This window comes from Bradyrhizobium sp. 4, assembly GCF_023100905.1.
GTDB lineage: Bacteria > Pseudomonadota > Alphaproteobacteria > Rhizobiales > Xanthobacteraceae > Bradyrhizobium.
In genome coordinates, this window is sequence record NZ_CP064686.1 from 2,725,744 (window position 1) to 2,746,685 (window position 20,942).

General features: G+C 63.9%; 21 protein-coding genes. 14 read left to right on the plus strand and 7 right to left on the minus strand.

Going from position 1 to position 20,942, the window contains the following annotated elements:
- Positions 1-102: 102 nt before the first annotated feature.
- On the minus strand, positions 103-582 hold the full coding sequence (locus tag IVB45_RS12490) for an Lrp/AsnC family transcriptional regulator (RefSeq protein WP_027569165.1): 480 nt from the start codon (positions 580-582) through the stop codon (positions 103-105).
- Between the two features lie 134 nt (positions 583-716).
- Between IVB45_RS12490 and ald the strand changes: the two genes are divergently transcribed.
- On the plus strand, positions 717-1,832 hold the full coding sequence (gene ald / locus IVB45_RS12495; RefSeq protein WP_247359812.1) for an alanine dehydrogenase: 1,116 nt from the start codon (positions 717-719) through the stop codon (positions 1,830-1,832).
- 9 nt (positions 1,833-1,841) lie between these two features.
- Here the strand turns inward: ald and IVB45_RS12500 are convergent, their stop codons facing one another.
- Positions 1,842-2,477, minus strand: a complete 636-nt coding sequence (locus IVB45_RS12500; RefSeq protein ID WP_247359811.1) for a DsbA family protein — start codon at positions 2,475-2,477, stop codon at positions 1,842-1,844.
- A gap of 201 nt (positions 2,478-2,678) precedes the next feature.
- Between IVB45_RS12500 and IVB45_RS12505 the strand changes: the two genes are divergently transcribed.
- Positions 2,679-2,897 (plus strand): hypothetical protein, encoded by a 219-nt coding sequence (locus IVB45_RS12505; protein WP_007593267.1) that lies wholly within the window; start codon positions 2,679-2,681, stop codon positions 2,895-2,897.
- 130 nt (positions 2,898-3,027) lie between these two features.
- Entirely contained in the window at positions 3,028-4,086 is a 1,059-nt protein-coding gene (locus IVB45_RS12510) for a putative sulfate exporter family transporter (protein ID WP_247359810.1), read from the plus strand.
- A 77-nt stretch (positions 4,087-4,163) separates the two neighbouring features.
- Here IVB45_RS12510 and IVB45_RS12515 read toward each other — a convergent pair whose 3' ends face one another.
- From IVB45_RS12515 to IVB45_RS12535, 5 genes are all read right to left on the minus strand, one after another.
- The gene (locus IVB45_RS12515; protein WP_027517023.1) at positions 4,164-5,036 is read right to left on the minus strand and encodes an ABC transporter ATP-binding protein; all 873 of its coding nucleotides are present in this window, start codon (positions 5,034-5,036) and stop codon (positions 4,164-4,166) included.
- Positions 5,033-5,869: an ABC transporter permease gene (locus IVB45_RS12520; RefSeq protein WP_247359809.1), complete on the minus strand. Its 837-nt coding sequence runs from the start codon at positions 5,867-5,869 to the stop codon at positions 5,033-5,035. The genes IVB45_RS12515 and IVB45_RS12520 overlap by 4 nt, the downstream gene beginning before the upstream one ends.
- Positions 5,870-5,937: 68 nt before the next feature.
- Positions 5,938-7,359 (minus strand): ABC transporter substrate-binding protein, encoded by a 1,422-nt coding sequence (locus IVB45_RS12525; protein ID WP_247359808.1) that lies wholly within the window; start codon positions 7,357-7,359, stop codon positions 5,938-5,940.
- Between the two features lie 165 nt (positions 7,360-7,524).
- Positions 7,525-8,304, minus strand: coding sequence for a Crp/Fnr family transcriptional regulator (locus IVB45_RS12530; RefSeq protein ID WP_247359807.1), 780 nt, complete (start codon positions 8,302-8,304; stop codon positions 7,525-7,527).
- Positions 8,305-8,563: 259 nt separating this feature from the next.
- Positions 8,564-8,860, minus strand: coding sequence for a gamma-butyrobetaine hydroxylase-like domain-containing protein (locus tag IVB45_RS12535; RefSeq protein WP_247288899.1), 297 nt, complete (start codon positions 8,858-8,860; stop codon positions 8,564-8,566).
- Between the two features lie 208 nt (positions 8,861-9,068).
- Between IVB45_RS12535 and IVB45_RS12540 the strand changes: the two genes are divergently transcribed.
- The 11 genes from IVB45_RS12540 (at position 9,069) to IVB45_RS12590 (ending at position 20,942) form a co-directional block, all read left to right on the plus strand.
- The gene (locus IVB45_RS12540; RefSeq protein ID WP_247359806.1) at positions 9,069-9,842 is read left to right on the plus strand and encodes a ferredoxin--NADP reductase; all 774 of its coding nucleotides are present in this window, start codon (positions 9,069-9,071) and stop codon (positions 9,840-9,842) included.
- Positions 9,843-9,946: 104 nt separating this feature from the next.
- Entirely contained in the window at positions 9,947-11,689 is a 1,743-nt protein-coding gene (locus IVB45_RS12545; protein WP_247359805.1) for a fumarate reductase/succinate dehydrogenase flavoprotein subunit, read from the plus strand.
- A 29-nt stretch (positions 11,690-11,718) separates the two neighbouring features.
- Complete coding sequence (locus tag IVB45_RS12550; protein ID WP_007593252.1) at positions 11,719-11,952, plus strand: ferredoxin family protein; 234 nt, start codon at positions 11,719-11,721, stop codon at positions 11,950-11,952.
- A 2-nt stretch (positions 11,953-11,954) separates the two neighbouring features.
- The gene (locus IVB45_RS12555; protein ID WP_247359804.1) at positions 11,955-12,932 is read left to right on the plus strand and encodes a HEAT repeat domain-containing protein; all 978 of its coding nucleotides are present in this window, start codon (positions 11,955-11,957) and stop codon (positions 12,930-12,932) included.
- A gap of 112 nt (positions 12,933-13,044) precedes the next feature.
- Positions 13,045-14,217 (plus strand): fumarylacetoacetate hydrolase family protein, encoded by a 1,173-nt coding sequence (locus tag IVB45_RS12560; RefSeq protein ID WP_247359803.1) that lies wholly within the window; start codon positions 13,045-13,047, stop codon positions 14,215-14,217.
- A gap of 428 nt (positions 14,218-14,645) precedes the next feature.
- Positions 14,646-15,611, plus strand: a complete 966-nt coding sequence (gene ytfQ / locus IVB45_RS12565; RefSeq protein ID WP_027569176.1) for a galactofuranose ABC transporter, galactofuranose-binding protein YtfQ — start codon at positions 14,646-14,648, stop codon at positions 15,609-15,611.
- A 121-nt stretch (positions 15,612-15,732) separates the two neighbouring features.
- Positions 15,733-17,277: a sugar ABC transporter ATP-binding protein gene (locus IVB45_RS12570; RefSeq protein WP_247359802.1), complete on the plus strand. Its 1,545-nt coding sequence runs from the start codon at positions 15,733-15,735 to the stop codon at positions 17,275-17,277.
- On the plus strand, positions 17,274-18,266 hold the full coding sequence (locus tag IVB45_RS12575) for an ABC transporter permease (protein ID WP_247359801.1): 993 nt from the start codon (positions 17,274-17,276) through the stop codon (positions 18,264-18,266). The genes IVB45_RS12570 and IVB45_RS12575 overlap by 4 nt, the downstream gene beginning before the upstream one ends.
- Positions 18,263-19,240, plus strand: a complete 978-nt coding sequence (gene yjfF / locus IVB45_RS12580; RefSeq protein WP_247359800.1) for a galactofuranose ABC transporter, permease protein YjfF — start codon at positions 18,263-18,265, stop codon at positions 19,238-19,240. Before IVB45_RS12575 ends, yjfF begins: the two co-directional genes overlap by 4 nt.
- Positions 19,240-20,019, plus strand: coding sequence for a FadR/GntR family transcriptional regulator (locus IVB45_RS12585; RefSeq protein WP_247359799.1), 780 nt, complete (start codon positions 19,240-19,242; stop codon positions 20,017-20,019). Before yjfF ends, IVB45_RS12585 begins: the two co-directional genes overlap by 1 nt.
- Positions 20,016-20,942 carry a Gfo/Idh/MocA family oxidoreductase gene (locus tag IVB45_RS12590; RefSeq protein WP_247288915.1) on the plus strand — a complete coding sequence of 309 codons (927 nt, stop codon included), beginning with the start codon at positions 20,016-20,018 and terminating at the stop codon, positions 20,940-20,942. The genes IVB45_RS12585 and IVB45_RS12590 overlap by 4 nt, the downstream gene beginning before the upstream one ends.

Below are 20,942 nucleotides of genomic sequence, written 5' to 3' on the forward strand. Positions count from 1 at the left end.
GCCGTGTTGACGCGGGGGCACGCCTCCGCCGGCCAATAGCGCCCAACGGACCACCGACCGGTTGGTTCCTTGCAGGCAGTTCGCCTTTCCGAGAGGTTGCGGTCAGCGCTTTGCTTCGCCGAACACCACATTCGGCACGGCGCGGTTGACGACCTCGCGCAGCGCGAAGCTCGATTGGACCCGCGCGACGCGCGGCAGGCGCGACAGCTCCATGCGGTGGATGCGCTCGAAATCCTGGATGTCGCGGGCGAGCACGATCAAAATGTAGTCGTCGGTCCCCGACATCAGGAAGCAGCGCACGACGGACGGGCATTTCACCACCTCCGCCTCGAACGCCTTCAACGCCTCATCGCTCTGGCTTTCCAGCGCGATGCGGACCAGTACCGTGGTGGTGAGGCCGAATTGCGCGAGGTCGAGCGTGGCCTGATAGCCTTGGATGTAGCCGTCGTCCTCAAGTGCCTTCTGCCGCCGCGCGAGCGCGGTGCTGGATAGCCCAACCTTGTTGGCGAGCTCGGTGTGGCTGGCCCGCGCATTGGTCGTGAGTTCCGCGAGGATGGCGAGATCTTTCCGGTCGAGGGCCAAAGTTTCGTTTCCAGCGTGAAAGGGCGTTTGCGCGCCGGAAACCGGCGCAGGGACGCCAAAGCTAGCGGATATTTGCACGAAACCAAACCGGGCAGGTCGCTACGATCATGAGGTGAATCAAAAGGAGGCCCGGGATGCGCGTCGGTGTGCCCAAGGAAATCAAAGTGCAGGAATATCGCGTCGGGCTCACCCCGGGTGCAGTCCGCGAATATGTCGCGGCGGGGCACGAGGTGACGGTCGAGACCGGTGCGGGTGGCGGCATCGGCGCCTCCGACGAAGTCTACCGGCGGGCAGGGGCGATCATTGCCGACAGCGCACGCGACATCTTCGCGAACTCCGACATGATCGTGAAGGTGAAGGAGCCCCAGAAAGGCGAGTGGGCCCAACTCCGCGACAGCCAGATCCTGTTCACTTATCTCCATCTCGCGCCGGATCCCGAACAGGCCAGGGGTTTGCTCGCCTCCGGCTGTACTGCGATCGCCTATGAAACCGTCACCGACGCGGCCGGTCACCTACCCCTGCTTGCGCCGATGAGCGAAGTCGCCGGCCGCCTCGCCATCGAGGCCGCCGGCGCCGCGCTCAAGCGCTCGGCTGGGGGCCGCGGACTGCTGCTGGGCGGCGTTCCCGGCGTGCAGCCGGCGCGGGTCGTCGTGCTCGGCGGCGGCGTAGTGGGAACGCAAGCCGCGCGCATGGCCGCGGGCCTTGGCGCGGAGATCACCGTGATCGACCGCTCTATTCCTCAGTTGCGGCAGCTTGATGATCTCTTTGCCGGGCGCGTACGCACCCGCTTCTCCACCATCGAATCAGTTGAGGAGGAGGTGTTCGCTGCCGACGTCGTGATCGGCGCGGTGCTGGTGCCGGGCGCGAGCGCGCCCAAGCTCGTCACGCGTGCGATGTTGACATCGATGCGACCGGGCGCCGTGCTGGTCGACGTCGCGATCGATCAGGGCGGCTGCTTCGAGACCTCGCACCCGACCACGCATGCCGATCCGACCTATCTGGTCGACGGCATCGTGCATTATTGCGTGGCCAATATGCCCGGCGCGGTGCCGGTGACGTCGAGCCAGGCGCTGAACAACGCGACGCTGCCGTTCGGCTTGATGCTTGCGAACAAGGGTTTTGCTGCAGTGCTGGAAAATCCACATCTGCGCAACGGGCTGAATGTGCATCGCGGCCGCATCACCAACAAGGCGGTGGCCGAGAGCCTCGGGCTGGAGTTTGCTCCGGTGGGGAGCGGGCTGGCGGCTTAGCGTTGCCGCTCATACCGGCTTGCGATGGCGGCTGCCGAGCGCGGCTTCGATCGTCTCAGGCTTCTCGATGCGTTCGATCAGCATGTCGATGCGGTCGCCGCCCCAGAACAGCTCGCCGTTGAATACCATGGTCGGCACGCCGAACACGCCGAGCGCTTCGGCCTCGTCAATGATGCGGTCATGCTCGGCGCGGGCGGGGCCATGGATGTAGGCTTTGAACTCACTGGCTGAGCCACCGCAGGACGTGATGACGTCCGTGATTGCGGCGAGATCGTCGATCTCGAGCTCATGGCTCCAGAACCGACGAAACACCGTGTCGTGATACGGACGGAAGAAGCCGTGCTGTTGGGCGAACAGCATGCCGACGCTGGAATAGAACGCGTCGTAGATCCGCCGGGGCCCTTTCATGACGAGCCCCCGCGCATTGGCATAGCGCCGAGCGTCCATATAGGCGTAGCGCACCTTGCGCCAGAAATGCGGCGTGCGCTCTTCCACGGTCCCCATGAATTCGGCAACGCGCAGCGTATAGGGCAGCCATTCGAGCTCGACGCCGTGCGTCTCCTCGAGTTCGAACAGGCGCTTGTTGGCCACGAATGCGTAGGGGCTCTTGTAGTCGGTGTAGATACGCACGCGGGGGTTTGGCATTGGCAGATTCCTTTCATACGCGCGGCGCTACCCGCTCGCCGTGGCGCCGGTGCTCAAATAGGCCGGAAGAAGAAAACTATTGCCCCGGGTCCGTCCGGCGGAAGGAGTTTCCTCTTCGGGAGGCAAAAAAGCCAATCGCTTCCATTGCTGTTTGGGGCCGAAACGACGACATTTCCTCGAGAAATTGATGGATTGACTGCCATGGAACGCACCAGGTTTGAACCTTTCGGCGAGCAATTGGTGTCCGCAACGGACACCCAGCCGCGCTCGCGCGGGTCAAAGCTGCTGCTGCGGGTCGGCACCGGCCTGTTCTGGTCGCTGGTCGCCGGCATCGTGCTGGCGCGTGCAGCCTTCTTCGAACCCGGCGTCTATGACGGTTTCAGCCGCGTCGCCTCGCTGGCCAAGAGCCTGATCTTCTAAGGCGCGCCTGACCTTCCGAGCCGGATTATCCCGGGCTGAGGATAGAACTTCCCTGAGCCCTGATATGTCGAAAACTTATTTCCCAATCGGATGGCGCTGCGTATAAATCCTTCTCCTCGGGGAGAGATTTGTGTCGCAGAATCAAGCATCCAGCCCGGCCGACGCCAAGCCGACCACGGCTACTGGCCGCATTGTAGCGCTGATTCCCGGGATCCTCCTCTGCATCGCCGTGGCCGGGGTTTCGGCCCTGCTCGAACGGGCGGAATTGGGCGTCTTCGAACATCCCTATGTCGAGGCGCTGGTGATGGCGATCTTGCTCGGCATGGCCGTGCGCAGCTTCTGGAAGCCCGCGCCGCGCTGGCAGTCCGGCATCGCCTTCAGCGCCAAGCAGCTGCTCGAAGTCGCCGTCATGCTGCTTGGGGCCTCGATCAGCTTTGCTGCTATCGCGGCGTCCGGCGTCGCGCTGTTGGCCTCGATCGCGGCCGTCGTTGTGGTCGCGCTCTGCGTTTCCTTCGGCATCAGCCGCCTGCTTGGTCTCTCGACGCGGCTCTCGATCCTGATCGCCTGCGGCAACTCGATCTGCGGCAACTCGGCGATTGCCGCGGTGGCGCCGATCATCGGCGCCAACAATGACGAGATCGCATCCTCGATCTCCTTCACCGCCATCCTCGGCGTGATGATGGTGCTCGGCCTGCCGCTGCTGATCCCGCTGCTGCAGCTATCGGCCACGCAATACGGCATCCTCGCAGGCCTCACCGTCTATGCCGTGCCGCAGGTGCTGGCCGCGACGGTGCCGGCGGGGCTCGTCTCGACGCAGATCGGCACGCTCGTCAAGCTGATGCGGGTGCTGATGCTCGGGCCGGTCGTCGTCGGCCTCTCGCTGACGGCCTCGCGCTGGCACAGCGACGCCAAGAAGACCAGTGTCGGCTTTTTCCGCCTGGTCCCGTGGTTCATCCTCGGCTTCCTTGCGCTGGCGACCCTGCGCTCGCTCGAGATCGTGCCGTCCACGGTGGTTGCGCCGATCACGCGGATCACGGGCTTTCTCACGGTGGTATCGATGGCCGCGCTTGGCCTCGGCGTCGATGTAAAGGTGCTAGCCAATGTCGGAGGACGGGTGACGGCGGCCGTAACGCTGTCGCTGATGCTGCTGCTCGGCATCAGCATCGCACTGGTGCACTGGTTCAAGTGAAGGTGGCTGCAGCCGCGAACTCTTCTTCCTTCGCGCAAGGGGAGAAGGGAAGTAAGAGGGTAAGGGTCGAGAAATCGCTAAATCACATCGGCGAGTGAATGCCCGTGCAGCTCGATATTCAGCCCCTGCATGCCCATGTCGTTGAGCTCGCCGCCCATCGCCTTGATGCTTTCCTCGCGGATCAGCGACATCAGTCCGCGACGCAATGCCAGGAATTCCGACGACATCATCATCGACTGCTGCCGCGGCCGCTCCAGCGGGATCGGAATCTCCGCCTTGATCGAGCCGGGGCGTGCGGTCATGCAGTAGACACGATCGGACAGGAAGATCGCCTCGTCGATGTCGTGGGTGACGAACAGCACCGAGATCTTCAGCCGCTGCCACATGTTGGTGAGGATCTGCTGCATGATGACCCGGGTCTGCGCGTCGAGCGCGCCGAAGGGTTCGTCGAGCAGCAACACTTTGGGTCCCGTCGCGAGCGCCCGGACGATGCCGACGCGCTGCTTCATGCCACCTGAGAGTTTCTCGGGGTAATGCTTTTCGAAGGCTTCGAGGCCCGCGAGTCCCAGCAGCGTGCGCGCGGCGCGCTCGCGCTGCGAGCGTGGCATGCCGCGCATCTTCAGGCCGAACTCGACGTTCTCCCGCACGGTCTTCCAGGGAAACAGCGAATATTGCTGAAACACCATGCCGCGCTCCGCGCTCGGGCCGTTCACCTTCTCGCCGTCGACGGTGACGATGCCCGTGGTCGGCTTGAGGAAGCCGGCGACCGCGTTGAGCAGCGTCGACTTTCCGCAGCCGGAGGGTCCGACGATCGAGACGAACTCGCCAGGCTTCACATGAATCTGCGTATCGGTGACGGCTTCGACCGGCCCCTCGATGCTGTCGTAGCTGAGGGAGAAGTTCTTGACCTCGATATGGCCCTGCGGTGCCTTGACAACGATCTCACTCATCTTGACCTCCACGGCATCACCAATTGTCCGGCGCCTCGGATCAACATGCTCGATCCGAGGCCGAGCACGCCGATCGCGATCATGCCGAGCGCGATGTCGGCATACTGAACCAGCGAATAGGCCTCCCAGGTGAAATAGCCGATGCCGTACTGCCCCGAGATCATCTCGGCGGCGATCAGCGACACCCAGGCCACGCCCATGCCGACGGTCAGGCCGGTGAAGATGTGCGGGAGCGAGGCCGGAAAATACACATTGCGGAAGATCGAGCGCTCCCGCGCGCCGAGACATTGCGCGGCACGCACCAGCACGGGATCCACCAGCGACATGCCGTGCAGCGTGTTGACCAGGATCGGGAAGAACGATCCGAGGAACGTGATGTAGACGATGCTCTGCTCGTTGGTCGGCCACAGCATGATCGCCATCGGCACCCAGGCAATCGCCGGGATCGGCCGCAGCACCTCCGCGACTGGGAAGATGATCTCGTGGATCAGCTTGAAGCGGCCCATGATCAGGCCGAGTGGCACCGCGACGATCGCCGCAAGCGAGAAGCCGAAGAAGATGCGCCGGCAGCTCAAGAGGACGTGCAGCAGGAATTTCGGATCGTGGATCGCCTTGGTGAAGCTCGCATAGACCGCGAGCGGCGAAGGCACGTTGGTGAAGCGCACGAAGAACACGACGCGATAGGTCGTCAGCAGATGCCAGACCAGAAGAAAGGCGAGCAGCGAGATGATGCCGATCGCGGTCGCGCGCAGCCCGCCCCGGTTGAGCCGGTACCAGCGCAGTGCGAGCGTGCCGAAGGAGGGTGGAGACGCGGGTGGCGTGGAGGCGGGCATGGCGCTTGCCTCCGCGATTGCACTTGCCGGCATGCTGTCCTCGGAATGTCTGAGGAGGGCGGGACTGCTCACGTCTTGCCCCCGCTGACCGCCGCCTTTACCGCGTCGTCGAAGCCGAGCACCTTGCCGCTGATCTTGGCGGCATAGGCTTCGGCATCCTTCTTCAGCAGGAACGGCGCAACCTCGCCATTGCCGACCGCGAAGAAAGCCTGGTCTGCGAACAGCTTGATGCCGCGGGTGGTATCGAAGACGTAGGCGACGTTGATCTTCTTGCCCTTGGCCTTGTAGTCTGCATAGGCGCCGAGCGTGCAGCTGGCTGACGAGAAGGGCAGGATGCCTGAATCGTCGACCCAGACCTCGCCGGCCTTGCGCGGATCGGAGATCGGTTTCTTGCAGAAGGAATCGTCGCCGGAGATCTCGTAATTCTTGGTGCTCGCAAGCTGCGCGTCATAGTCGAGCTTCATCTCGGCATACGCTTTTCGGATGTAGCTGTCGTCGACCCATTTCTTCGGGTCGAACTCCTTCATCCGGCCGAGGTTCTGCAGCACCTTGACGTCGGCCGTGGCGGCATCGATCAGCGCCGGCTTGACCGTGGGATCGGTGGTCATGTTGCCGCTGGGGCCGAGGAAGATGTAGACGACCTCCTTGCTGATGCCGGTCCATTCCTGGATCTTCTCGGCGGCGAGCTTGGGATCGTCTCGCAGCCATTGATTGGCGGCGATCACGGCCTTGAAGTAGGCGACGACGACCTCAGGGTATTTCTCGGCGAAATCGGTGCGGACCACGATGCCGTGGAAGGTCGGGAGATTGGTCTCGACGCCGTCGAAGATCTTTCGCGCAAAACCGCGGAACGGCAGCAACTCGGCGAACGGAACGAAGTCGGCATGAGCGTCGATCTTCTTCTCCTGGAGATTGGTCGAGCCGACCTCCGGGCTTTGGCTGACCAGCTGGAAGAAGTCCGACGCGTAGCCGCGGTCCTGCATCGCCTTCAGCACCATGCCGTGCGCGGCAGAGCCGAACGGCACGCTCACGAGCTTGCCCCTGAGATCGGCGAGATCGTAGTAGGGCGAATCCTTGTGAACGACGATGCCGTTGCCGGAGCCCGACAGGCTGTAGGCGGCGATCCCGATCAGCCGGCTCTTGCTCTCCGGATTGCTGTCGAAAGTGAAGCCGTTCACGATCAGCGGATAGTCGCCCATCATGCCGATCTGCAGCTTGTTCGCCATCATCGCGTTGGTGACGGGCGGGCCGGAGGTGAAGTTCTGCCACTCCAGCTCGAACTTGATGTTGGCGTATTTGCTGTCCTTCGGCAGATATTTTTCGAGGAGATGGAGCTGGCGGATGACGACCCCGGCGGTCACCGTGTTGGTCGTGGTATCCTGCGTTCCGATGCCGAGCGTGACGGTTTCCGCCGCGGCCGGCTGCGCGAGGAGAAGCGCCAGCGACGTCACCGACATCGCGATCGAGAGCGTGGGAAGATGGCGGACCATTCTCATCCTCATTCGGTTGGATGTGCTGTGGTTGCCATGATTGGGTGAGGGCGTGGGCAGGGCAAATCCGGAATGAGCGCCACAGTCGATTAGTTGCCGGGAAAAGTTGATTGCATACTCCTTGGGCAGTCCTGCACTATAAAGCTGCTTGCATGGGCACCGGCCCTAGTCAGACCCTTGCCCTCGCATCTCTTCCAGCACGTCGGGCCGGCAGACCACGATCTGGGAGCGCTTGGTCAGCACGATTCCCTTCTCCTGCATGCGCTTCAGGCTGATCGTGACCCATTGCCTGGTGGCGCCGACCATGTGGGCGATATCGGCATGGGTGAAGGCGGCGGCGATCACCCGGCCGTCGGCGTCATCGACGCCATAGAGGTCGACGAGATGCAGCAACAGATGCGCAAGGCGCTGTGTGATCGAGCGCGTTCCCAGCATCTGGGCCAGAGCCGAATAGCACTTGCCCTTGAAGGTCAGGCCTTCGATCAGGCCGATCGCGAGGTTCGGGATCTCTAGGGCCAGGGAGCGCAGCTCCTTTCCGGGCAGATGCACCACGCTACAATTGCTGGATGCAACGCCGGACCATTGATGCACGGTGCCTTCGAACACTTCGGGGCCGCCGACGAAATTGCCGACATGCCAATAGGCCAGCGTGATCTCGCGGCCGAGCGGGGAGGTGTAGAACACCCGGATACGGCCGCTCTCGATCAGCCAGATACCGTCATGCTTGCTACCCTGGCTGAACAGCGTCTGGCCACGGTTGAGCACTTTCCGGCGGCCCTGCTTCAGCACCAGCTCACGTTCGCGCTGACTGAGCTTGTCCATCAACGCCGGCGGTCCGCCGATCCATTGCTGGTTCTCGGTGAGCAGCAGCGAGGAACCGCCGGCAGGCCGGACCGTTGCGGGAACCGTCCCGCGAACCACATTGGCCGCTGCCTGCAACATCATTTGCCTCCGGAACGTTCAAACCGTTCTAAAGAGGAGCAATGTCCGTGCCAGATTCACCCCGCTGTCATCGCCCGGCTTGACCGGGCGATCTAGTATTCCAGAGACGTCAATGGGTTATCGAGAAGCTGCGGCGTACTGGATTCCCCACCTGCCGCCTACGCTAAAAGCTTCGGCGCCCTTGGGCCTGAACCCCGGCGAAGCCTTGGCGTAGCCGGGTCGCGGGGAATGACAGCGGAGTTTGGAGGACGACCTGTGGCGTCTACCGCCCGGCCAGGCTCAACAAATACGGCTTCGGGTAAATCCCCCGATTGTGCCCATCCGAAAACGAGATGTTCAGCCCGTAACCGAGATCGCCGATCTCGGTGATCGCGATGCCAGGAAACCGCTCGGGGAAGCGGCCGTCGAAGCGGGCGCGGGTACAGTGGGCGCATTTGCAGGAGAGGCGGAGCGTTTCCGCGGGCAAGTCCAGCGTGTCGTCCTGAGCGGTGCGGACGCGGAGCGTCGCGAGGTCGGCGCTTGCTTCGTAATCTGCCACGGTCGGTGCCACCAAGGTCATGACGTGTCTCCGACCCTTCTCTACGTTGCCGCAGCGCTGCTGCGATAGCAACTAATTGCCAGGCGCAGGTGCGAGGCGCTGATCTTCGTTGCCTGCTGTTCGATCATCGCCCGCGAAATGTGAAACTAATCCACCGGGAATTTCAGTTCGGCATTGCCGGATTCCTGTCTCTCCGAAACCTTGTGCGCAATCGAGATCAGGAGAGACAATGAGCGCATTTCAGAAGGAAACGGTCCTCTCGGTCAGGCACTGGACCGATAGCCTGTTCAGCTTCACCGCGACGCGCGATCCGGGCTTCCGCTTCCAGAACGGCCAGTTCGCGATGATCGGGCTGGAAGTCGAGGGCAAGCCGTTGCTGCGGGCCTACAGCATGGCGAGCGCCAATCACGAGGAGGCGCTCGAATTCTTCTCGATCAAGGTGCAGGACGGTCCGCTGACCTCGCGCCTTCAGAAGATCAGGGAGGGCGACGTCATCCTGGTCGGCCGCAAGGCCACGGGCACGTTGATCACCGGCAACCTCATGCCTGGCAAACGCCTGTTGCTGCTCTCGACCGGAACGGGGCTCGCGCCGTTCGCCAGCCTGATCAAGGACCCCGACGTCTACGAGAATTACGAGACCATCGTGCTCGCCCATGGCTGCCGCCAGGTCTCCGAGCTCTCCTATGGCGAGCACCTCGTCGAAGGCCTGCGCGATCACGAGTTCTTCGGGCCGCTGATTCGTGACAAGCTCGTCTACTACCCGACCGTCACCCGCGAGCCGTTCAGGAATCGCGGCCGCATCTCCGACCTGATCGCGTCGAACCAGCTGTTCGACGACATCGGTCTGTCAGGCCTCGATATCGAGACTGACCGCATCATGCTGTGCGGCAGCCCGGCGATGCTGGAGGAACTTCCCGCGATGCTTTCTGCGCGCGGGTTTGTCGAGGGCAATCACAGCCGGCCCGGCCATTTCGTGATCGAAAAGGCCTTTGTCGAGCGCTGAGGCGCAAATCGCAGCCCGGCGACAACTAATTGCTATCGCCGGGACGCCTGCTGAACAAATCTGATGCAAAGGCGCCGGACCTGCCGGCGAACCAGGAGCAAGCGATGTCACTAGATCAGATCGTCGACGGACTTTCGGAGGTTTCCTGCGACGTGCTCGTCATCGGCGGCGGCACGGCCGGCCCGATGGCGGCGCTGAAGGCGAAGCTGAAGAACCCGAAGGCGAACGTCGTCCTGCTCGAAAAGGCCAACGTCAAGCGCTCCGGAGCGATCTCGATGGGCATGGACGGCTTGAACAATGCCGTCATTCCCGGCTATGCGACGCCCGAGCAGTACACCAAGGAAATCACCATCGCCAATGACGGCATCGTCGATCAGAAGGCGGTCTACAAATACGCGCAAAACTGCTACTCGATCATCGAGGAACTCGACAGCTTCGGCATCCGCTTCCTGAAGAACGAGAACGGCGACTACGCCGTCAAGAAGGTGCATCACATCGGCACCTACGTGCTGCCGATGCCGAACGGCGAAACGGTGAAGAAGGCGCTGTATCGCCAGCTCCGCCGCGCCCGCATCCTGATCTCCAACCGCTACATGGCGACGCGGCTGCTCAAATCCGCCGACGGCCGCATTGCCGGCGCGATCAGCGTCAATACCCGCACCGCCGAGATGCTGTTGATCAAGGCCAAGGCCGTTATCCTGTGCATGGGCGCCGCCGGCCGTCTCGGCCTGCCGACCTCCGGCTACATGTTCGGCACCTACGAGAATGCGGCCAATTCCGGTGACGGCTATTCCATGGCCTATCACGCCGGTGCGGCACTGGCGAACCTCGAATGTTACCAGATCAATCCGCTGATCAAGGACTATAACGGGCCGGCCTGCGCCTACGTCGCTGGTCCCTTCGGCGCCTTCACCGCCAACAACGAGGGATCGCGCTTCATCGAATGCGATTACTGGTCCGGCCAGATGATGCTGGAGTTCTACAACGAGCTGCTGTCCGGCAAGGGCCCGGTGTTTCTCCAGCTCAAGCATCTTCACCCCGACACCATCTCGGAGATCGAATCGACCCTGCACAAGGTCGAGCGTCCCACTCGCGGCCTGTTCCAGCAGGGGCGCGGCGTCGACTATCGCAGCGAGTCGATCGAGATGCATATCTCCGAGATCGGCTTCTGCTCCGGTCACAGTGCGTCAGGCGTGTTCGTCGACGACAACGCGCGCACCACCGTGCCGGGCCTCTATGCCGCCGGCGACATGGCCAGCGTGCCGCACAATTACATGCTCGGCGCCTTCACCAACGGTTCGGTCGCCGGCATCGACGCGATGGAGTTCGCGGACAATCACGACTTCGCGGAATTCGACGCGGCCGATGTCGCCAGCGAACGTGACCGCGTGATGGCGCCGACCAAACGCGAGGACGGCATTCCGCCGAACCAGATCGAGTACAAGACCCGGCGTCTCGTCAATGACTATCTCCAGCCGCCGAAAGTCACGCGCAAATACGAGCTCGGCATGCGCCGGCTCGCTGAAGCGAGGGAAGACATGCAGGAGCGCATGATCGCGCGCAATGCGCACGAACTGCTCCGCGCGCTCGAAGTCCAGTCGATCATGGATTGCGCGGACATGGCCGTGCATGCCTCGCTCTACCGCGAGGAAAGCCGCTGGGGCCTCTATCACTGGCGGACGGATTTCCCGGAGAAGGACAACGAGAACTGGTTCTGCCACACGCTGCTCAGCAAGCAGGACGGCAAGATGACCAGCGAGAAGCGTGCCGTGGAGCCCTATATCGTGCCGATCGCCGACGACGAGAAGGATCTCTACGACAAGCAGCGCATCCGCGCCACCGCCTGACCCGCCGCACAAATAACAGGAGACATACGATGCCTCTCGCTTCTTATCAGACATCGGTTCCGGTGGTCGTCGACGACGCCAAATGCATCGCGGACAAGGGCTGCACCGTGTGCGTCGACGTCTGCCCGCTCGACGTGCTGCGTATCAGCGATATGACCAACAAGGCCTACATGGCCTATGACGAATGCTGGTACTGCATGCCCTGCGAGGCGGATTGCCCGACCGGCGCCGTCACCGTCAACATTCCATATCTCCTGAGGTAGTCATGTCGAGCCCGTTCGAATCCTACGACGATCTCGAAGATGCCGACGAGCGGCTCCAGGCCGCCGATCCAGGGGAGCGCCGCGTCGCCATCATCGCGCTCGGCCATTCCGGCGATCCCGCAGCGGTCGGCCATCTCGCCAAAATGGTCGCCGATCCCGATGCCGGCGTCCGCCAGCAGGTTGCGATGGCGCTCGGCGAGTTTGATGGGCCGGAGGCCGCCAGCGCGCTGGTCAAGCTGCTTGTCGACCCCGAAAGAATCGTCGCGGCCGCCGCGGCCGACAGCATGGCGGAGTTCAAAGATCCCGCCTGCGCCGAAATCATCCTGCCGCTGGTCAAGCATGCCCACGCCTTCGTCCGCATGGGCGCGTTGCGTGCGCTGAAGGAGCTGCGCTGCAAGGACACCTTGAAACCCGCGCTCGAAGCGCTCCAGGATTCCGATGCCGCCGTGCGGGTGCAGGCGATCGGCGTGATCGGGTTCCTCAAGCTGGAGGAATCGATTCCGGCCCTGACCGCGCTGATCAACGATCCGGACGCGCATGTGCGCCGTGCTGCGGTGAGCGCGCTCGCGTTCTCGCAGATGAAGCCCGCGGCCGAGATGATCACGCGCGCGTTGAAGGATTCGGACTGGATGGTGCGGGAGATGGCCGCGGAAACGCTGGGCCTCAATGTCAACGGATCGATTGCCGCCGACCAGCTCATCGCTTCGCTCAGTGACGAGTTCTGGCAGGTGCGCCTGAAGGCAATCCGCAGCCTTGGCCGGATGAAGATCGAGCGCGCGGTTCGCCCGATTGGCAATTGCGTCAACCACGACCAGGCCAATTTGCGGAAAGAGGCGGCTGCTGCGCTCGGCGAAATCGCCCACCACGACGGCGAAGCCTTCCTGGCCGTCATCGCCGACGATCCCGATCCCGAGGTGCGCAAGAACGCGCGCTGGGCGCTTCAGCAGATTGCGGCGCGAAAAGCGCGGGCGGGGGCATAGCGGCTCTTCGCTGCCGGTCTGGACTTCCCCTGCCAGACGTTTATTGGTCTTCGCAATGTGATCGGCCGCCGTTCGAACGCGGCCGGTCCGAAAAACAGCGAGGACGCCGGCCATGACGACTTTGTCCGTTAAAGATCTTCTCCCCGAGGACGGCACGCGGGGAACGCTTGTCGGCCGCGTCTGGCTGCCGCAGGCGAATGGCCCGATCGTGGTCGCCGTGCGCGGCGATGGTGTGTTCGACGTCACCGCAAAATTTCCGACCGTCAGCGCGCTTTGCGAAGAGGATCATCCGGCCAAGGCGCTTGCCGCGACCAAGGGCGAGCGCATTGGCGATCTTGAAGCGATCGTGGCCAATACGGCCCCCGATGGTCGCGACCCCAAGAAGCCGTGGCTGCTCGCACCCGTCGATCTCCAGACGCTGAAGGCAGCCGGCGTCACCTTTGCCATCTCGATGCTGGAGCGCGTGATCGAGGAACGGGCGAAAGGCAATCCGGCCTCGGCCGAAGCGATCCGGACAGAAGTGACGCGGCTGATCGGCAATGATCTGTCGAAGCTCAAGCCCGGTTCGGACCAGGCGATGCACCTCAAGCAGGTGCTGATCGACCAGAACGCCTGGAGCCAGTATCTCGAGGTCGGCATCGGCCCCGATGCCGAGGTCTTCACCAAGGCGCCGACCTTGTCGTCGGTCGGCACCGGCATGGATGCCGGGCTGCATCCGAAGTCGACCTGGAACAACCCCGAGCCGGAGCTGGTGCTGTTCGTCTCGAGCCGCGGCAAGATCGTCGGCGGCGCGCTCGGCAACGACGTTAATCTGCGCGACTTCGAGGGCCGTTCGGCGCTGCTGTTGTCGAAGGCCAAAGACAACAACGCCTCGTGCTCCATCGGCCCGCTGCTCCGTCTGTTCGACGACAGCTTTACCCTCGACGACGCCCGCAAGCTCGACATCAGCCTGAACGTGAAGGGGCAGGACGGTTTCGTCCTCGACGGCCATTCCTCGATCAGCATGATCAGCCGCGATCCGACCGATCTGGTCGAGCAGACCATCGGCAAGGTGCACCAATATCCAGATGGCTTCGTGCTGTTCCTCGGGACCATGTTCGCGCCGGTCAAGGATCGCGACGCGCCGGGACAGGGGTTCACCCACAAGCGCGACGACATCGTCACGATCTCGGCACCCCAGCTCGGCAAACTCGTCAACCGCATGCGGACCAGCGACGAGTGCGAGCCCTGGACGTTCGGCATCGGTGCGCTGATGAAGAATCTGGCGCAGCGGAAGCTGATCTAGCTCACTGCCCGCCGGGTGTGGGGGACTCTCCACGAGTCGCCTTGCTGGATAGACGAAGAAGCTCTCCCCACCGTCATTGCGAGGCAAGCGAGGCAATCCAGAATCCCTACGCGGAAAGACTCTGGCACTGCGCTCGCAATGACTGGGAGAGAGGTTGCGGGTACGTCTTTCACCGTCTCGCAGAGGTACCCCTCATCCCAACCGCGTATCATTTCTTCATCTCCTCGTTGCATCGCTGGAACAAAATCGCGCTGGGCGTGTCATACCCGGGCCCTCCTGCCAGCCATCGCACCGATCCAAATAGTCAGATAATATGACTAGTCGGAACCAAACTTCCGTGAAATAGTCCCTCCCGCCGCCTCAAAGGTCGGCCTGTGGGTGCGATGCTACCAATCGGCGCCCCGGATAACATTTGGGAGATACGCCTGATGATCCTCAAAGCCCTCTTTGCGGCTAGCGCCACGGCCGCGTTGCTACTCGCGCTGCCGGCGAATGCCGCCGAGCTCACCATCGGCTTCTCGCAGATCGGATCGGAATCCGGCTGGCGCGCGGCCGAGACCTCGGTCTCCAAGCAGGAGGCCACCAAGCGCAAGGTCAATCTCAAGATCGCCGACGCGCAGCAGAAACAGGAGAACCAGATCAAGGCGATCCGCTCCTTCATCGCGCAGAACGTCGATGCGATCTTCCTCGCGCCCGTCGTCTCGACCGGCTGGGACTCGGTGCTGAAGGAAGCCAAGGAGGCCAAGATTCCGGTCGTGCTGCTCGACCGGGACATCGATCCCTCCGGCAAGGAGCTCTATCTCACCGCCGTGACCTCCGACAGCGTGCATGAGGGCGAGGTCGCCGGCGATTGGCTGGCGAAGACCGTCGGCGCCAAGGCCTGCAACATCGTCGAATTGCAGGGCACGGTCGGCGCCAGCGTCGCCGCCAACCGCAAGAAGGGTTTTGACACCGCCATCGCCAAGCATGCAAACCTGAAGGTGGTACGCAGCCAGACCGGCGACTTCACCCGCGCCAAGGGCAAGGAAGTGATGGAAAGCTTCATCAAGGCCGAAGGCGGCGGCAAGTCGATCTGCGCAGTTTATGCGCACAACGACGACATGATGGTCGGCGCGATCCAGGCGATGAAGGAAGCCGGCCTCAAGCCGGGCAAGGAGATCCTCACCGTCTCGATCGATGCGGTCCCCGACATCTTCAAGGCGATGGTCGCCGGCGAAGCCAATGCCACGGTCGAGCTGACGCCGAACATGGCTGGCCCCGCGCTCGATGCCATCGCCGCCTTCAAGGACAAGGGCACCGTTCCGCCGAAATGGATCCAGACCGAGTCGAAGCTCTACACGCCCGCCGATGATCCGCAGAAGATCTACGACAGCAAGAAGGGCCTCGGTTACTGAGGCGAGAGTGTCGCCGGACGACCGTGTGTCGGCAGTCCGGCGATCCCGCTCGAAACCGCCGCGCGAACGAACAGGCTCCGTGTCCGCATCGTCAGCGGGCGCCGTTGGGAGTGAATTTGTCATGGAGAACAGCCCGGATTCCGCTGCTTCCCTGCTGGAGGTGCGTGGGATCAGCAAGAGCTTTGGCGCCGTGCGTGCGTTGCAGGAGGTCGACTTCACGCTTCGCGCCGGCGAGATCCATGCGCTGCTCGGCGAGAACGGCGCCGGCAAGTCCACGCTGATCAAGGTGATCACGGGCGTGTTCCCGCGCGATGCTGGCATCGTCAGGATCTGCGGCGAAGAGGTCGCGCCACGCTCGGCCAAGGAGGCGGTTCAGGCCGGCATCGCCACCGTCTACCAGGAGGTCAATTTGCTGCCGAATCTCTCGGTGGCGCAGAACCTATTCCTCGACCGGCAGCCGATGCGCTTCGGCATCGTGCGTGAAGGCGAGATGCGACGCCGCGCGAAGTCGCTGCTCGCGGATTTCGGTCTCGACATCGACGTATCAGCGCCGCTTGGCAATTATTCGGTGGCGATCCAGCATGTCACCGCGATCGCGCGCACCGTCGATCTCTCGGCGCGCGTGCTGATCCTGGACGAGCCGACCGCGAGCCTCGATCGCCATGAGGTCGAGATCCTCTTCGGCGTCATGCGTCAGCTTGCCAAGCGCGGCATTGGCATCGTCTTCGTCAGCCATTTCCTCGACCAGGTCTATGAGATCTCCGATCGTATCACCGTTTTGCGAAATGGTCGCCTGGTCGGCGAGCGCGAGACCGCGTCGCTGTCGCGGCTCGAGCTGATCCGGATGATGCTCGGCCGCGAGCTGGCCGAGACCACCAGCGCGCGGGCATCGGCAGGCGCACAGACGACGCGTGAAGTCTGTGCGAGCTTCGAGGGTTACGGCAAGGCCGGCTATGTCGCGCCGTTCAATCTCGAGCTGCGGCATGGCGAAGTGGTTGGTCTCGCCGGCTTGCTCGGCTCGGGCCGGACCGAGACGGCCCGGCTGGTGTTCGGCGCCGAGCGCGCCGATCGCGGACAGGCGAGGGTGGAAGGCGCGCCTGTCCGGCTTCAGTCGCCGCGTGACGGCGTGCGCCACGGCTTTGGCTATTGCCCTGAGGAGCGCAAGACCGACGGCATCGTCGCCGAGCTCACCGTGCGCGAGAACATCGTGCTCGCGCTTCAGGCCAAGCGCGGTTTGCATCGGCCGCTGTCGCGGCGCGAGCAGGACGAGATTGCGAGCCGTTACGTCAAGATGCTCGACATTCGTCCGCCCGATCCGGAGCGTCCCGTCGGCCTGCTGTCTGGCGGCAATCAGCAGAAGGTGCTGCTGGCACGGTGGCTTGCGACCTCGCCGCGGCTGCTCGTGCTGGACGAGCCGACCCGCGGCATCGACGTCGGCGCGCACGCTGAGATCATCCGTCTGATCCGCGAGCTCTGCGACGACGGGCTCGCGCTGCTCGTGATCTCCTCCGAGCTCGACGAGATCGTGACCTATTCCGATCGCGTGGTGGTGCTGCGCGACCGCGCTCATGTCGAGGAGCTCACCGGCGAGGCCATCGACGTCGGCAGCATTCTCGCCGCCATCGCCGCCGATGACGCCAGTGTCGCACATGAGGGCCGGGCATGACCGCGCTGTTGCCGCGCCGCGGCCTTGCCCAGATCCTCGCGCTGATCGTCATCCTGGCGGTCGATCGCGTGGTGTCGCCGCAATTCTTCGATTTGCGCCTCCAGGACGGCCGGCTGTTCGGCAGCATGATCGACGTGCTCAACCGCGGCACGCCGGTCGCGCTGCTCTCGCTCGGCATGGTGCTGGTGATCGCGACGCGCGGCATCGACCTGTCGGTCGGTGCGGTGATGGCGATCTCCGGCGCGATCGCGGCGAGCCTCGCCGACAACCACAGTCTGGCCGTGGTGCTGGCGGCTGCGCTCGGCGCGGGCCTGATCTGCGGATTGTGGAACGGATTTCTTGTCGCGATACTCGGCATGCAGCCGATCGTGGCGACCTTGATCCTGATGGTGGCGGGACGCGGCATCGCCCAGCTCATTACCGAGGGTCGAATCGTGACCTTCTCCTCGCCCGATCTGGTCTGGCTCGGCAATGGCTCTATTCTCGGTCTGCCGGTGCCGGTCGCGATTGCGCTGGGCATGCTGATCCTCACCGGCGCGGTGGTGCGCGGCTCGGCACTCGGATTGCTGATCGAGGCAACCGGCGGCAATGCGCGGGCGAGCGAGCTTGCCGGCGTCGGCACGCGCGCGATGATCTTGGCGGTCTATGTCTGGTGCGGCGTTTGCGCTGCGCTTGCCGGCGTCATCGCAGCGGCCGACATCATGGGCGCGGATGCCAACAATGCCGGCCTCTGGCTCGAGCTCGACGCCATCCTCGCGGTGGTGATCGGCGGCACCTCGCTGTTCGGCGGCCGCTTCAGCCTCGTGCTGGCCGTACTCGGCGCGCTGATCATCCAGACCATGAACACCGGCATTCTGCTGTCGGGCTATCCGCCGGAGTTCAATTTGCTGGTCAAGGCGGTGGTGGTGCTCGCCGTGCTGCTGCTGCAATCGCCGAAGCTGTCCGGCTTTGCCGGCGTTGTGACGCGGCTGCGGGGGACCAAGGCATGAAAGGCCTGCCGCCCGTCCTCATCACGGCGATCGTGCTCGTCGCGGGATTCGTGCTCTGCGCGATGCAGTTTCCCAACATCGCCTCCACCCGAGTGGTCGGCAACCTCCTGACCGACAACGCCTTCCTCGGCATCGTCGCGACCGGCATGACCTTCGTCATCATTTCCGGCGGCATCGATCTCTCGGTCGGCTCGGTGATCGGCTTCACCACGGTGTTCGTCGCGCTGGCGATCGAGCGCTGGGGAATGCCGCCCTTGGTCGCCTTCGTCGCCATTCTCGCGCTCTCGGCCGCCTTCGGCGCGGCAATGGGCGCGGTGATCCATGTCTTCGATCTGCCGCCTTTCATCGTGACGCTCGCCGGCATGTTTTTGGCCCGGGGTGCCAGCTTCCTACTCTCGACGGAATCGGTGCCGATCACGGCACCGGTCTATTCGACCGTGTCGGACTTCGCTCTGCGACTACCCGGCGGTGGACGGGTGACGGCGGTCGCGATCATCATGCTTGCGATCGCGATCGGCGGCGCATTGCTGCTGCAGCTCACCCGGTTCGGCGCCAATGTCTATGCGCTGGGCGGCAGCCGGGCGACCGCGAGCCTGATGGGCGTTGCAGTTGGCAGGATGACGGTAAAGATCTACATGCTGTCGAGCTTGCTCGCTGGCATCGCCGGCATCGTCTTCTCCTTCTACACCAGCGCCGGCTACTCGCTGTCCGCCGTCGGCGTCGAGCTTGACAGCATCGCGGCCGTCGTGATCGGCGGCACGCTGCTCACGGGCGGGCAAGGCTCGGTGATCGGAACCTTCCTCGGCGTGCTGATCCAGGGCATGATTCAGACCTACATCAATTTCGACGGGACGCTGTCGAGCTGGTGGACCAAGATCGCGACCGGTGTGCTGCTGTTCGCCTTCATCGCCTTGCAACAGGGATTGGTTGCGCTCGCGCGCCGGCCCGTGGCAAAGCGCGCGGGAGCAGTCTGATGACCACCTCGCGTATCCTCGTCATTCCGACGCGCCGGGCGCACTCAAATCACGCGGAAGTGGCCCGCTCGATCGGCGTTGACATCATCGCCGGCCGATATGCAGAAGGGACGCGGCTGCCGGGCGATGCCGAGATGATCGCGATGTTCGGCGTGTCGCGACCGGTGCTGCGCGAGAGCGTGAAGACGCTGGTGGCCAAGGGCCTGCTTACTACCAAGGCGCGCGTCGGCACCGTCGTGCGCGAGCGCGTCGCCTGGAACATGTTCGACGCCGACGTGCTGGCCTGGCACCTGGATGCCGGGATCGACAAGCGCTTCCTCAACGACCTCGCCGAGATCCGCCTCGCGGTCGAGCCGCGCGCGGCCGCGCTGGCGGCGGCGCAGCGGTCGGAGCAGGATCTCTCCGAGCTCCGTCGCTGCATGGAGCGGATGCGGCTTGAGGCCTCCGATTCCGTTGGCTTCGCCGATGCCGACCTTGCGCTCCATGTCGGTGTGGCGCGCGCCTCCGGAAATCTGTTCATGCGCTCGATCGGGCACGTCATCGAGGCTGCGTTGCGCGCCTCATTCCTGCTCAGCGCACCGGTCGAACCGGAGGACCGCGACACCGTTCTGCTCTGGCATCAGAAGATCGTCGATGCCATCGCCGCCGGCGAAGCCGCGACTGCGTCGGAGGCGATGGTCTACGTCATTCACAACGGCATGCGCCGCCACGAGGGTACAGTGATCGAGACTGTACCAACCGAAGCGCTGCCGTCCGCGGAAGCTGGAGAAAGATCGTGACTGAACTTCGCATCGCCATCGTCGGCTTCGGCAAGATCGCGCGGGACCAGCATGTCGGCGCCATCGCAGCGGTTCCCGGCGCGACGCTGGCGGCCGTCGCCAGCCGCAACGCCTCGCTGCCGGATCTGCCGCATTTCGCGACCATCGAAGAGCTGCTGGAAAAAGGTCCGCCGATCGACGCGGTCTCGCTCTGCACGCCGCCTCAAGTTCGCCGCGCCCAGGCCGTCGCAGCGCTCAGGGCCGGCAAGCATGTCATGCTGGAGAAGCCGCCGGGCGCCGGCGTTGCCGAGCTCGATCCGCTGATCGCGATGGCGAGAGAGGCCAAGCGGACGTTGTTCGCGACCTGGCATTCGCGCCATGCGCCGGCGGTCGAGCCGGCGCGCGAGTGGCTCGCCGCTCGCCGCGTCCGTTCCGTGCACATCAACTGGAAAGAGGACGTCCGCGTCTGGCATCCCGGGCAGGCGTGGATCTGGGAGCCGGGCGGGCTCGGGGTGTTCGATCCCGGCATCAATGCGCTGTCGATCCTGACCCGGATCCTGCCGAAGCCCGTGTTCGTCACCGCGGCCGAGCTCGCCTTCCCCGCCAATTGCCAGGCGCCGATCGCCGCGAACCTGACGCTGACCGACATCGACGGCCTGCCTGTGACCGCCGAGTTCGATTTCCGCCAGACCGGACCGCAGAGCTGGGATATTCTGGTCGAAACCGACCAGGGCCGGATGACGCTATCCCGCGGCGGCCGGATCATGGCGATCGATGGCAAGACCGTTGCCGAGGCGCCCGATGAGGAATATCGGGAGCTTTACCGGCGCTTCGTCACGCTCGCCGCGACAGGGGCAAGCGACGTCGATCTGGCGCCGCTTCGTCTCGTTGCGGACGCCTTCCTGCTCGGCAGGCGCACGATCGTCGAACCGTTTGTGGATTGA

Coding starts and splice junctions, on each gene's coding strand:
- ald (WP_247359812.1), top strand. CDS start 717: ATGCGCGTCGGTGTGCCCAAGGAAATCAAAGTGCAGGAATATCGCGTC.
- IVB45_RS12500 (WP_247359811.1), bottom strand. CDS start 2,477: ATGCCAAACCCCCGCGTGCGTATCTACACCGACTACAAGAGCCCCTAC.
- IVB45_RS12505 (WP_007593267.1), top strand. CDS start 2,679: ATGGAACGCACCAGGTTTGAACCTTTCGGCGAGCAATTGGTGTCCGCA.
- IVB45_RS12515 (WP_027517023.1), bottom strand. CDS start 5,036: ATGAGTGAGATCGTTGTCAAGGCACCGCAGGGCCATATCGAGGTCAAG.
- IVB45_RS12520 (WP_247359809.1), bottom strand. CDS start 5,869: ATGCCCGCCTCCACGCCACCCGCGTCTCCACCCTCCTTCGGCACGCTC.
- IVB45_RS12525 (WP_247359808.1), bottom strand. CDS start 7,359: ATGGTCCGCCATCTTCCCACGCTCTCGATCGCGATGTCGGTGACGTCG.
- IVB45_RS12530 (WP_247359807.1), bottom strand. CDS start 8,304: ATGATGTTGCAGGCAGCGGCCAATGTGGTTCGCGGGACGGTTCCCGCA.
- IVB45_RS12535 (WP_247288899.1), bottom strand. CDS start 8,860: ATGACCTTGGTGGCACCGACCGTGGCAGATTACGAAGCAAGCGCCGAC.
- IVB45_RS12540 (WP_247359806.1), top strand. CDS start 9,069: ATGAGCGCATTTCAGAAGGAAACGGTCCTCTCGGTCAGGCACTGGACC.
- IVB45_RS12545 (WP_247359805.1), top strand. CDS start 9,947: ATGTCACTAGATCAGATCGTCGACGGACTTTCGGAGGTTTCCTGCGAC.
- IVB45_RS12550 (WP_007593252.1), top strand. CDS start 11,719: ATGCCTCTCGCTTCTTATCAGACATCGGTTCCGGTGGTCGTCGACGAC.
- IVB45_RS12555 (WP_247359804.1), top strand. CDS start 11,955: ATGTCGAGCCCGTTCGAATCCTACGACGATCTCGAAGATGCCGACGAG.
- IVB45_RS12560 (WP_247359803.1), top strand. CDS start 13,045: ATGACGACTTTGTCCGTTAAAGATCTTCTCCCCGAGGACGGCACGCGG.
- ytfQ (WP_027569176.1), top strand. CDS start 14,646: ATGATCCTCAAAGCCCTCTTTGCGGCTAGCGCCACGGCCGCGTTGCTA.
- IVB45_RS12570 (WP_247359802.1), top strand. CDS start 15,733: ATGGAGAACAGCCCGGATTCCGCTGCTTCCCTGCTGGAGGTGCGTGGG.
- IVB45_RS12575 (WP_247359801.1), top strand. CDS start 17,274: ATGACCGCGCTGTTGCCGCGCCGCGGCCTTGCCCAGATCCTCGCGCTG.
- yjfF (WP_247359800.1), top strand. CDS start 18,263: ATGAAAGGCCTGCCGCCCGTCCTCATCACGGCGATCGTGCTCGTCGCG.
- IVB45_RS12585 (WP_247359799.1), top strand. CDS start 19,240: ATGACCACCTCGCGTATCCTCGTCATTCCGACGCGCCGGGCGCACTCA.